The 11,280-nt window shown below is 51.6% G+C and carries 11 protein-coding genes and 1 pseudogene; 6 read left to right on the top strand and 6 right to left on the bottom strand.

The window, feature by feature from the left end:
- A pseudogene (locus tag IQ260_RS19710) lies at positions 1-388 on the bottom strand (GTPase HflX); the annotation flags it as partial.
- 569 nt (positions 389-957) lie between these two features.
- Here IQ260_RS19710 and IQ260_RS19705 point away from each other — a divergent pair.
- The gene (locus IQ260_RS19705) at positions 958-1,338 is read left to right on the top strand and encodes a CAAD domain-containing protein (RefSeq protein WP_193994801.1); all 381 of its coding nucleotides are present in this window, start codon (positions 958-960) and stop codon (positions 1,336-1,338) included.
- A 188-nt stretch (positions 1,339-1,526) separates the two neighbouring features.
- Positions 1,527-2,804, top strand: a complete 1,278-nt coding sequence (locus IQ260_RS19700; RefSeq protein WP_193994800.1) for a hypothetical protein — start codon at positions 1,527-1,529, stop codon at positions 2,802-2,804.
- 10 nt (positions 2,805-2,814) lie between these two features.
- On the opposite strand, the gene IQ260_RS19695 is transcribed toward IQ260_RS19700, so the two are convergent.
- Positions 2,815-3,174: a hypothetical protein gene (locus IQ260_RS19695; protein WP_193994799.1), complete on the bottom strand. Its 360-nt coding sequence runs from the start codon at positions 3,172-3,174 to the stop codon at positions 2,815-2,817.
- Between the two features lie 168 nt (positions 3,175-3,342).
- Positions 3,343-4,203, bottom strand: coding sequence for an ABC transporter permease (locus IQ260_RS19690; protein ID WP_193994798.1), 861 nt, complete (start codon positions 4,201-4,203; stop codon positions 3,343-3,345).
- Positions 4,204-4,287: 84 nt separating this feature from the next.
- Here IQ260_RS19690 and IQ260_RS19685 point away from each other — a divergent pair, with 84 nt between their 5' ends.
- Both IQ260_RS19685 and IQ260_RS19680 read left to right on the top strand, forming a co-directional pair.
- On the top strand, positions 4,288-4,611 hold the full coding sequence (locus IQ260_RS19685) for a nucleotidyltransferase family protein (protein ID WP_322745001.1): 324 nt from the start codon (positions 4,288-4,290) through the stop codon (positions 4,609-4,611).
- Positions 4,601-4,864, top strand: coding sequence for a HepT-like ribonuclease domain-containing protein (locus IQ260_RS19680; RefSeq protein WP_193994797.1), 264 nt, complete (start codon positions 4,601-4,603; stop codon positions 4,862-4,864). Before IQ260_RS19685 ends, IQ260_RS19680 begins: the two co-directional genes overlap by 11 nt.
- Positions 4,865-4,964: 100 nt before the next feature.
- Here IQ260_RS19680 and IQ260_RS19675 read toward each other — a convergent pair whose 3' ends face one another.
- Positions 4,965-5,741: an HAD family hydrolase gene (locus tag IQ260_RS19675; protein WP_193994796.1), complete on the bottom strand. Its 777-nt coding sequence runs from the start codon at positions 5,739-5,741 to the stop codon at positions 4,965-4,967.
- 197 nt (positions 5,742-5,938) lie between these two features.
- Here IQ260_RS19675 and IQ260_RS19670 point away from each other — a divergent pair, with 197 nt between their 5' ends.
- Together IQ260_RS19670 and IQ260_RS19665 are read left to right on the top strand one after the other, a co-directional pair.
- Positions 5,939-7,600 (top strand): D-Ala-D-Ala carboxypeptidase family metallohydrolase, encoded by a 1,662-nt coding sequence (locus IQ260_RS19670; protein ID WP_193994795.1) that lies wholly within the window; start codon positions 5,939-5,941, stop codon positions 7,598-7,600.
- 120 nt (positions 7,601-7,720) lie between these two features.
- Positions 7,721-8,473 carry a hypothetical protein gene (locus tag IQ260_RS19665; protein ID WP_193994794.1) on the top strand — a complete coding sequence of 251 codons (753 nt, stop codon included), beginning with the start codon at positions 7,721-7,723 and terminating at the stop codon, positions 8,471-8,473.
- Positions 8,474-8,535: 62 nt separating this feature from the next.
- Here IQ260_RS19665 and IQ260_RS19660 read toward each other — a convergent pair whose 3' ends face one another.
- Both IQ260_RS19660 and IQ260_RS19655 read right to left on the bottom strand, forming a co-directional pair.
- Positions 8,536-9,810, bottom strand: coding sequence for a glycosyltransferase family protein (locus tag IQ260_RS19660; RefSeq protein ID WP_228016279.1), 1,275 nt, complete (start codon positions 9,808-9,810; stop codon positions 8,536-8,538).
- Positions 9,811-10,039: 229 nt separating this feature from the next.
- The gene (locus IQ260_RS19655) at positions 10,040-11,227 is read right to left on the bottom strand and encodes an RpoD/SigA family RNA polymerase sigma factor (protein ID WP_228016278.1); all 1,188 of its coding nucleotides are present in this window, start codon (positions 11,225-11,227) and stop codon (positions 10,040-10,042) included.
- Positions 11,228-11,280 lie beyond the last annotated feature (53 nt).

Raw genomic sequence — 11,280 nt, 5'->3', positions numbered from 1 at the left:
CCTCTAGACCTTCGGTTAGGGCGGCAAAGTCTTCCAGACTCAGGCTTTCCAAATCCATTGGGTCTGAGACCGACCAGCGCTGGGTCTCGTCCGGGACCAAATGGGCCAGGTAAGCTTCGCGGATATAGCCGGTAGCGCCGCCGCCCTTACGCTGAAAACCACTGCCGGTTAGTGTCAGCAGCACCAATGCATCCAGACGTTGGAGTGCCATGGCTGTCAGGGTGGCGCTGCCAGGTTCTTCCTGTTTGAGCTGGGTGGCGATGCAGCGAATTCCGCTCAAACGCTCGGCCCCGTATCGGGGTAGCTCCATGGCCGGAATCTGGGTTTGCCTGGGGGAGCCCACTCCGATCCGAATGACGTGACCGCGCCGATCGATGTAGGCACACACTGGCTGGTTGATATCAGTACTGATGGCCGCCAGACGCTGGGCAAATTCGCGGTTAGTAATCTGACTACCGGGAATGCGCTGATGGTAAAGACGACGTAGTTGCTTGAGCTGACTAGGTTTGAGACCTTTTAGCTCGCCGTAGATGGTTTCGATAGGCCCTTAAGTAGAATGCAATAAGCCCTATTTTAGTCATCGCTTTGAGTTCCATGGCCAAGCAGTCTCAAATTGAAATGTTTGGGAAAGTGTTCCTTATCAGTGATTAGCGCTCAGCAGTGCTCAGCCAACGGTGTCAGGGGATTGTTTACTGGTTTGGCCATGCTCGGTGAGCAATGATTGGAATTGACTATATGTCGAAGCAGGATATTATTTTTCTATGAAGTCAGAATAAACTGTTTAAAGTGCATTGGTTTGCACACAGCTAGGCCTGGCATGTTATGCGCGCTTGGCAGCTTGCATTGGGACTAGCTCTGGTTTAGCTTCAGAAGCTGATAACTAAGCTGATTCACTAGCCGCATGGCACATAAGTGAGGTAAATCCGCTCCCAGGTTGTTAATACTCCATATTGAAAGATGAGCACCGATATCAATCCCCCTGAAGAGAACGTAACAGCTCAAAGTGCAGCCGATACTGCTGAACAGGCTAAAGAAATTCTGGCTAAAGTTGCCAGCGTACTAGGGGACGCCCCACAGTATGTGGTCGAGATCTTTAATGAGTACAAACGACCACTGACGGTGATTGGTCTTGTGTTCGGCGGCCTAATTGCGATCAAGATGATGTTTGCTATCTTGGCGGCGATTAATGATATTCCAGTGCTAGCTCCCACGATGGAGCTAATTGGTCTGATCTACACCGGTTGGTTTATCTATCGCTATCTGCTCAAAGCCAGCAACCGCAGCGAGTTGCTGAGTAGCCTAGGGACTGTGAAGGATCAAATCACGGGGAATAAGTAATCACAAGGATTGCTGTCTGAAAATTAGAACATAGGACATTAAATCGATTTTAAATCGATGCTGGATTGATGCTTTCAGTCCAGCTTTTTTATGTGAATGGAAACCCGCACCTGTACCGTCATGGCAAATATCTGACGGGGCTTTCTATACTAAGGGCATCGCTACAAGAAAGCCACTGCAAGGAACCCATGGAGCTAAATCAGGACGTCATGAAAGCGGTCGAAACCCTGGAATATCGGGTGACTGCGGGTGATGTGGCCGCTAAAACTGGATTAAATATTAGTCAGGCGGAGGCCGGGGTGCTGGCCCTGGCTTCCGCCACCCAGGCCCATATGCAGGTAGCTGATACAGGGGATATTGCCTATGAGTTTCCCCGGCAGTTTCGGGCTACGCTGCGCAATCGATACTGGCAGCTACGCTGGCAGGAAACCTGGCAAAAAATTTGGGCGGTCCTGTTTTATCTGATTCGGATTTCCTTTGGCATCATGCTAATCCTGGCGGTGGTGCTAGTGTTTGCGGCGATTATTGCGATCCAGATCGGCATGCAGTCCCAGCAGGATGAGGACAATCGTGGCGGCTATAGGGGTGGGATGGGGTTTAATCCCTGGTTGTGGATTGGTCGGGATTGGTTTTACTGGTTTAGCTATGGTCCCCAACGGCAGTATGGTCGTCAGAGCCACTCGCCGCGAGGGCGCTCTCGCCAGGACAGCGGCAAACTCAACTTTTTAGAGGGGATCTATTCGTTTTTATTTGGTGATGGCGATCCCAATAAGGATTTGGATGAAAGACGGTGGAGTGCGATCGCAACCGTCATTCGTAACAACCGAGGTGCCGTCACCGCCGAGCAGCTGGCTCCGTATCTAGACAACGCCAACCTCAACGACGACCTTGAAGACTACGTCATCCCGGCCCTTAGCCGCTTTAACGGTCGTCCCAAAGTCAGCCCCCAGGGCGATCTCGTCTATTACTTCCCCGAGCTACAGGTCACCGCCAAGAATCACAAACCCCAGTCGGTGCCCGCATTCCTTAAAGAAACCAAACGTCGCTTTACCAGCGCCAGCTCCGACCAGGTCACCATTGCCATTGGCCTGGGTACATTGCTGGTGGTTGGCTCCATATACCTGGGTTTTATCGCCGCTGGCTGGACCACAGGCTTTATCGGTCTGATCTACTCCCTCTGTGACCTATTTCTAGCCTATGGCATTGCCTTTCTCGGCATTCCCGCTATCCGCTACTTCTGGATGCAGGGACAAAATCAGAAAATCGAAGCTCGCAATACTCAGCGTCAAAACCTCGTTGGCAAGACCATTCAGCGCAAACTCGACTACACCAAACAGTTTGCCATCGAAACCATCGTCGGCAAAGATAACCTGGCCTACACCACCGAGACTGACCTGATTGACCAAGAGATCGCCAACCGCGACAAAATCGACGAAGAATGGCGCAAACGGCTTGAATCTTCTTAATTTTCGATGTCTAATTCCCAAAAATATTGATCAGTGCCCCCACAGCCCCCCCCTGAACGGCATTCTCAATTAACGAATCATCATTGGTAATCGTACCGACTGCCGCGCCAGCTGCCGCGCCAATGGCCGCATCTTCGGCCAGGCTAGAATCATCGCCACCAATGACCTCAACAGCCGCGCCAGCTGCACCGCCATTAATCACATCATCTAGACCCGCATCGTCACCCACCACGGTACCTGTGATGATGCCAGCCCCAGCGCCAATGCCAATACTTTCCAAAAGCTGAGCTGAGCTGGGAGCGGCCAAAACCGAACCCAATGTGCCAGCCGTTAATCCTGTAATAAAAAGTGCGGTGATTGCTTTTTTCATGGTGATAGTCTCCAATCGAGATTGCATAAGCGATTGATTTAACTATCTATCGGTCGCCTAATAGCCATGTGATGGCACCCTGAGCAATTCATAAAAGCTGGTTAAGTGAGGCTGAGCTTTTGACGTGATGAGTGTCACATAGTCGGACTGGGAAAACCATGCAAATCCTCAATTTTCCTTGCGTACCAGGGGATTCACCAGATCATTTAAACCTTCGCCGATCAGGGATAACCCGGTCACCATGCCGGTAATAGCCAATCCAGGGAAAAGCGCCGTCCACCAAATACCCGTTGGTAGCGCGTCCAGTGCCTGGCGCAGCGAGCTGCCCCACTCGGGCACCTCATCCGGCAGCCCCAACCCCAAGAATCCCAAACCGCCCAAAATCAGTACCGCATCCGCCGTATTTAACGTAAATAGCACCGGCACACTCTGCACCACATTCAGAAACAAATAGCGGGACAGTACCGCCCACGTAGACGCACCCATGGCCTGGGCCGCTTCTACAAATAATTCTGTTTTGAGGCTGACCGTATGGTTCCGCACCACCCGGTAGTACTGGGGCACATAGGCAATGCTTAGGGCTGCTGCCGCATTGACTACGCCCTTGCCAAGGATAAAGGCCAACGTCACCGCCAGCAGCAAAACCGGCAGCGTATAGATCGTGTCCATAAAGAACAGCAGCCCCCGGTCCAGCTTGCCGCCCAGATAACCGCTGACCATCCCTAGCGGTACCCCCACCACCACACTCATGGCAGTCGCCAGCAGCACCACCTGCCAGGCCGCCCTTGCCCCAAACAGCGTCCGCGAGAAGACATCATAGCCCTGACGACTGGTGCCAAACCAATACTGGCCCGACGGCGGCACATGGACCGGATTTTTCAGGGTGACCAGCGGGTCTTGGATCCAGCCCCAGCTCTGCATCAGTGGGGCAAAAAGGGCAACCAGTACAAACAGCAGCGTAATGGCAATCCCCACCCACATCAGCACTCTAGAAATTGTCCAGCGCCGCACCCGCAAAGTATCTGTCATAGCTATGAGCGTCAAAGTAGGCTCTATTGTCTAATGACAGGGACCAATGGGAAAGGGCCGTTAAAATATGAAAGACGTTGCCTGGTGAATAGATACTTGATGGAGGTTCTAGCCGCTCCCCAAAGAGAAGAGGTTTTGAGGCGATTGAGGGCTCATGAGGCTGAACTCCACGAGCTAGGAGTGCTGTCTTTGCAAATCTTCGGTTCTGTCGCACGGGATGAAGCGACACCGACTAGTGATGTTGATTGCTTAGTTGAATTTTCAAAACCTATTGGTTTGTTTGGTTTCAGTCAGATCCGGCTGTTTCTAGAAAACTTACTTAAGCACCCTGTTGATATGGGTACTCAAGCAGCGCTAAAGGAGCACCTTCGTCAGCCTGCGCTAGAGGACCTAGTACATGTCTTCTAGAACTTGGAAACGACGAGTTCAAGATATTTTGTACGCAATTGAAAGCATCCTAAGCAGAACAGCTGGGCTAAGCTACGATCAATTTATTGCTGATGAGACCCTCGTTGATTCAATCCTTTACAAGTACGTTGTCATCGGTGAGGCTGCACGTGCTGTACCAGAAGACATTCAAAAAAAAGCACCAGAGATACCATGGCAGCTGATGAACGACATTCGTAATGTAATTGCGCATGAATTTTTCAGGTGCAATTAGAAATCATCTGGGACGGTATTCAACAGGAATTGCCACAGCTGATTTCTCCGCTGAATCGCCTTATGGATCAAGAACGGTAATCGTTTTGTAACGTTCTTGATTATCTATTGAGCAGCCGGTCTGCTAGCTCGCTAAAGCCTTTGCCCTCTTCTGCCTGGGTGACAAAGGCAGGATGGTGCGCCAGCGCGTCTAGATAATGCCGCACGTTGGCAACACCGACTGAGTTGGGGAACTGGCCAGGGTCAAACATGCTTTCGTCATTAGGGCTGTCGCCAACGGTAAGAACCTGCTCATGGGACAGCTCGCAAAACTGCTGGGCAACGACCTGGGCGAGACCGCTGGCTTTGTCCTGGGGTAGGGGTTTGATGTGACACTGCACGGTGCTGTAGGTAAAGCCCCAGCCGTTTTTGTGGCAGCTGTCGGTCATCCATTGCAGGTCGTCTAGGCTTAAGCCGGTAACGTCAAAGGTCCAGTCGGTCAGGCGAAAGAGGTTATCGCTGGACTCTTTGAGCTGGGGGTACTTCTGGCGTAGGCGTTCAAACTGTTGCAATAGCAACTGTCTGTGGTTATTGGCAATGGACTGGAGAAAGGTGGGATATCGGTTTTCTTTGGTGAAGTAAAGACCGCCGTTTTCTGCGATCGCAAGCACCACTGGCAAATAATGCAGTACACCATGCACCCAGCCCGCTGAGCGTCCCGTTGTAATCAACACTGGCATCCCCGACGCGTTGAGCCGTTCTAACGTCGCCATTAGAGCCGGTGTAAACGCCTCACCCTGGGTCAGGGTACCGTCCATATCCGTTGCCACCAGGCGAATCTGAGCCAATGCTTGGCGACCCACCTCAGTTGTCAGTGCCTGTAACCGTTGTGCTGTCATCGCTGGTATACTTTCCCTGCTTCATTATTTTGATTAAGGAATTCAAAGGTTATCAAGAAACTGATATACGTTAGAGGCCAGTTCTTGACGACGCTGAATACATTTTGTTTTGTGCAAATTGCTAATGGAATGGGCCAGCGCGTCCTACAATCAGCCCTTCACCGTTGTCAAGATAGAACGTTTTAGCTCAGCTAACCATGGCAGAACTCGTACCCGATCAGCGCAACTACTACTATCTTCTTGAGGCTGAACGAGCCGGTATCCACAAACCGATTCTGGCAGGCCTCTACGCCGTACATCAAGCCCCCCGGTTAATGGATGGAGAAACCGGACTAGGGGTGGCCGCCGCCAATAAGATTCCTGTCGATCAGGTGAATACGTTTCCCGAGCAGGTGCAGTATGCCGCCAATACACTGCGGGGCCTGACCAGCAAGCTCACCGCTGATGGCTGGGGCGGCAATGATCTATGGGATGCTGCCAAGGGACGCTATAGCGATCGCTTTATTGAACGGATTGCCGAAGGCTACATGCCATCAGGTTCTGAAGAGGCCTCCGCCCGGTTAGAAAGCTGTAATGCAGAACAGCTGCTAGCGGCCTATGTCGAAGATATTAGTTACGACTACGGTGCCCAGCAGCTGCCCCATAATCTAGCAGAGCTGGATGATGAACTGATAGCCTTTTCCGAACGCATTGCCCCCAACTATGGTCGGCTTGACTTTCAACGAGAATCCTTGCTAGAAGCCGCCCGCATCTGGCGCAAACTGGATTCTCACCAGAGCACCATCGAGGCGATGAATGTGCCGATTGCCAATGATGTCGTCGATGAACCGGCCCTAGATAAAGTCCTGACCGACTTTATCCGCCAGGTTTCTCGCTTTTACTCTGGCTATCCCCACCAGCGTGAGGCTCTGCTGCGCCTGAGCCAGCTTTGGAAACAGCTAGACTCGCGGGAAGAAACCATCGAGTGGCTGCGCACCAGCGATCCACGGGCAGCAGAAACTAACCTACAAATTGTAGACCCGGCCTTAATTGCCTTTGTCCAGCGAGTGCCTGATGCATATAAGCGGGATGGGTATTCCCGTTTTGCGCTCACAGAAACTTACCGCATGTGGAAGGGGTTAGATTCACGCCCAACGGCCCTCAGTGAGCTAGGGGCCACCCCCCAGTTTTTATCAGCTAATAAGGATAACCCAACCGCCCTGGCTGAGGCCGCCCAACGAGTCGATCAGTCCTTGCTAGCGTTTATAGAAGACATACCGCAGGCTTACAAAGAAACAGAAGAACAGCGCGAAGCCCTGATTCGCTGTGTGCAAATCTGGCGTAAGCTGGAGCGGCGGATAGATGCCATTCAGTCTCTCTTTGAAGATGTGCGGCGTATGACCCGGGCTAACCGCGATTCAGTTGAAGCACCGCCAGTCCCGAAACCGCCACCGCTGCCACCCCGTCCTGCCCGCTGGACTCCTTACAATATTGACTTGGGGACCTCTATTCTTCCCAATGGCAACTTTACTTGGGCTGAAGCTACCCGGGGTGGTACCCGCATGCCACCTAATCAGGCAACCGTAGATGCTATGGTACGCATTGCCAAACTAGCTCAGCAGGCTCGCGATCGTTTGGGTCGTCCCTTTCATATCACGAGCTGGTATCGTCCGGCGGATATCAATCGCCAGGTGGGCGGAGCTTCCAACAGTCGTCACATCGTTGGAGATGCCATTGATTTCTATGTCGATGGGCTCTCTGGAGATCAAATTTACTGGGCACTAGACCCCTGGTGGCCCGGTGGTTTAGGGCGCTATCGTCGCTTTGCACGTCTGAGTCACCTAGATGCTCGGGGATATCGCGCACGGTGGCGTCACTAAAGGCACCTAAGGCCATCGAAATTTCACAGAGGTTTCACATGGGTTTAGATATATCCTCTTAGTCCGGAAACGACCGCCCAGGGCATGCTAAATGTAATCGGATAGCACTATTCCTTAGCTATGTCTCATCCCGTTATTGAGCTCAATCCCTTGGTAGCTCAGGCTCCGAGTCCTGTTGTTCAGCCTAAAAATCCATGGCTGTATACTTCGATTGGCTTGGCTGTGCTTTTACTGATCCTGGGCGTTGTTTCTCAGCTCCAGTTTGCACAGGTACGCAAGAAGCTCAAATTTGAGGCTTATAAAAATAAAGAGCTGCAAAAGCGGGTGAAGCTGGCGCTGACGACCATCAGTAAGATGGAAAAAAACCCAGATCTTGTACATTCGCGTGACTTTAATCTGGATTATCTCAGAATGCGCATGGAAGAAAAGCATTTCCATGCCTCCGTGGTCAATCAGCTAAAAGTTAAGGTGAAGCAGCGGATTACCCTGGCACTGCGACCGCAGCAGGCTCAGCAGGGGGTGGTAGGGATTGCCTCATCCAAACCCCGGGCCGTCGATCAAATCTTTGATGTGGAATACCAGACCATCCAGGATGATCAAAAGAAAAAGCGAGTGTTGTTCCGGATTCAAATTAAGTTGGTCAAGCTGCCTACGCAGGCTACGTCCATCACGGTCCAAGAGATTATTGACTGCATTGAGAATTTCTTGAGTCCAGAGCGGGATGAAAAGTTTTGGCAACCCACACTGTTAGGTCGTTTGGCGACGATGCATTGGGATCAAAAGGCAAAGCCAACACCGCTGCTGGTGCTAGAGCAAACCAGTGAAGGGGTAAATGTGACATTCCGTAGTACGAGTAATCGCGTTGCGCTTTAAACCTTTGTAGGGGGCGTTCTATAGAACGCCCCCTACAAAGGTTTAAAGATTCAAACAAACCCTTAATGATGGGTGGCGCTGTATGGCCGCTGTTTGAAAGTCATCTCTACAAAAGGAGGAACCTGCTGGGGAAATACCGCTCGCATGTCAGCGTTAACGGCCTCTCCCAGACGCTGGCGCAGGTCGGGCATAACGGCTAGGGCACGGGTCCAGTCAGGAATTTCTGTCCCGGTGGGATCCTCTAGATACTGTTCGCCAGCATTGACAATCACTTCCTCAAACTTTTCGAGGGTGTTTTCTTCTTTGTGACGATCATACTGCAGACCATTGAAGCGGGCATCGACAAAGTACTGCCGCGCTAAGTCCTGGGCCTCACGACGAAACTTGATGCGTAGCGATCGCAACTCGTCTTTGCCAATTACCACCTGCTCAGTTTCTGTCAGGGTGCGCAGCAGGGACTGCAAAATGTCTCGACACATCTTTTGCAGTCCCTGACCGGGAGCCTTTCCCACGGACTGATGCTTATGATCAAAGGTGCCTAGATCCACCTGGGCAATGCGCTTGAGGGCCACATTACGATAAACCTCGGCCAGCAGACCCACCTCTAACCCCCAGTTGGCAGGAATGCGAGTGGTTAAGGCCAGATCGCTGGTGAGGGCAAACTCGCCCGATAGGGGATAGCGGTAGGCCGATAAATAGCACAAATAGTCCGTATGGCCCCAAACCGCCATCAGCGACTCGAGCAAGGGGGTGACAAACAGTCGAGTCACCCGGCCGTTCATCTTACGAGGTTCGTTGCTGATGCGGGCATAGTAAGCCTTGGTAAAGGCGATACCAAACTCAGGCTCTAGGATGGGAAAGAGCAACTTGAGGGGATAGGAACGGTCATAGGTAATAATGTCGGCATCGTGCAGTGCGATCGCACCGGCATGGAGAGTGGCCAGTCCCAAACCCAGCCAGACAGCTCGACCTTTACCCCGATGTATCAGAATATCGAGACCCTGCTCCTGCAACTCTTTGAGCAGGGCAACCACCCGTGGGCCGTTTTCCCAAATAATGTGGGTCGCTTGAGGTAACGGGCGGAAAAATTCAACGGCCTTAGCATACTGCTCCGCTGTGTCCGCATAGAGACTGACAACAACTGTGTTTACAAAAGCACAGTCTTTGAGATGGTCGCGAATACGAGCCAGAGCAGGTCGTTCCAGCTCGTCATAGAGGGATGGAATCAAAACAGCGGTCGGAGTATCGCGGGTCAATTCACATGACCGTTCTTCTAATCGCGATAAATCGCAACCAAAATCATGAATCGTTGTGATTCGTTCCTGCTTATAGTCCATAGCATCCCTTACACCTGTAGTGTTCAGTCATATCATAAGAAAAATATAAAAAAAATTGTGTCCCTAGCGCTACAGCACGCTCTGTAGCGATGTACACCTATTCTCTGCGGATCCTAGCCCAGTCACTAAATGGACAGCCTTCTGGTGCAGACAACGCACCAGAAGGCTGTAGCAGTTTATCCAGAGCCTCTAGAAAAGGCAGTATTTTTAGATACCCAGTATTTTGGCGTTACCGCAGCCAGTTTTTTAGGCGGGAGGCCACCTGGGGACGGCGTAACTTACGCATGGCCTTGGTCTGAATTTGACGGACACGCTCCCGTGACAGGTTAAAAATACCGCCCACTTCTTCCAAGGTATGGGGTTCCCCCGTGGTCAAACCGTAGCGCAGCGAAATAATATCCTTTTCACGCTCAGTTAGAACCTCGGTTAGAACATCGGAGATTTCCTGCCGCATCATGGACTCATTCATCCGAGACTCAGGCGACAGGGTGCTGCCATCTTCTAGCAGTTCCATCAGCTCGGTATCTTCCCCTTTACCCACCCGATGGTTTAGGGACAGGGATTTACGACGTACCTGCTGCAGACTCCTCAGCTGCTCAGGGGTGAGGTCTAACTCTGCAGCCAATTCTGCTTCCGTTGGAGTTCGGTTGAGCTGCTTACGGAGTTCTCGCTGAGTCTTTTTCAGCTTGTTAAGCTTTTCGACGATGTGAATCGGCAGCCGGATGGTGCGGGCATCGTTGGCAATGGTGCGGGTAATGCCCTGACGGATCCACCAGTAGGCATAGGTGGAAAACTTATAGCCCTTGTCAGGATCAAACTTTTCGGCAGCTCGGTTAAGACCCAGGGCACCTTCTTGGATCAAATCTAAAAACGGCACACCTCGGTTGAGATAACGCTTGGCAATGGAGACTACCAGTCGCAGATTGGAGCGGATCATCTTCCGCTTTGCACTGCGGGCATACTTCAAACGATGGGTAAATTCAGCTTCGCTGCAGTCTAAGGCGGTGGCCATTTCCAACCGGCTGGGTGAGCGCTTTAGCTGCTCACCTAAGTCCTTAGACAACTTTTCTACATCGGCTAAAAACTTAACTTGGCGGGCTAACTCAATTTCTTCATCCGCTTTCAGCAGTGGATAGCGAGCCATTTCCTTAAAAAAGGCTCCCACAGCATCATCAGCTAGGGTTTTCTTATAGGCTGATGTCTTTTCAACACTAAGTTCAGTGTTTGCATCGGCGTTTGGTTCAACAGTTAACTCATCGTCCGGCTCACCACCCTCTGCGCGCTCCCAATTGGGAGCACTCGGTTCTTCGCTAAACTGACTGTCTTGAGAATTATTGCCCTGGGATTTGGGTGTTGGGTCCACCTCAGCCCAGGGTTCAATAACTGCCGTTTCGGGGGAATTAACAGAAGGAGACATAGTTCCGAAGGAGAATTCGTTGCCTGAAGGATTCTGGAAACGTAGCTGAGAGA

The sequence above is a fragment of the Leptolyngbya cf. ectocarpi LEGE 11479 genome, assembly GCF_015207065.1.
Classification (GTDB): domain Bacteria; phylum Cyanobacteriota; class Cyanobacteriia; order Phormidesmidales; family Phormidesmidaceae; genus Leptothoe; species Leptothoe ectocarpi.
Note: the sequence above shows the minus strand (reverse complement) of the source record. Positions and strands in the feature narration are given on the sequence as shown.

Bases quoted from the DNA above. Each gene is read 5' to 3' on its own strand.
- IQ260_RS19655 (WP_228016278.1), bottom strand. From the start codon at position 11,227: ATGTCTCCTTCTGTTAATTCCCCCGAAACGGCAGTTATTGAACCCTGG.
- IQ260_RS19700 (WP_193994800.1), top strand. From the start codon at position 1,527: ATGGAGCTAAATCAGGACGTCATGAAAGCGGTCGAAACCCTGGAATAT.
- IQ260_RS19690 (WP_193994798.1), bottom strand. From the start codon at position 4,203: ATGACAGATACTTTGCGGGTGCGGCGCTGGACAATTTCTAGAGTGCTG.
- IQ260_RS19705 (WP_193994801.1), top strand. From the start codon at position 958: ATGAGCACCGATATCAATCCCCCTGAAGAGAACGTAACAGCTCAAAGT.
- IQ260_RS19660 (WP_228016279.1), bottom strand. From the start codon at position 9,810: ATGGACTATAAGCAGGAACGAATCACAACGATTCATGATTTTGGTTGC.
- IQ260_RS19680 (WP_193994797.1), top strand. From the start codon at position 4,601: ATGTCTTCTAGAACTTGGAAACGACGAGTTCAAGATATTTTGTACGCA.
- IQ260_RS19670 (WP_193994795.1), top strand. From the start codon at position 5,939: ATGGCAGAACTCGTACCCGATCAGCGCAACTACTACTATCTTCTTGAG.
- IQ260_RS19695 (WP_193994799.1), bottom strand. From the start codon at position 3,174: ATGAAAAAAGCAATCACCGCACTTTTTATTACAGGATTAACGGCTGGC.
- IQ260_RS19665 (WP_193994794.1), top strand. From the start codon at position 7,721: ATGTCTCATCCCGTTATTGAGCTCAATCCCTTGGTAGCTCAGGCTCCG.
- IQ260_RS19675 (WP_193994796.1), bottom strand. From the start codon at position 5,741: ATGACAGCACAACGGTTACAGGCACTGACAACTGAGGTGGGTCGCCAA.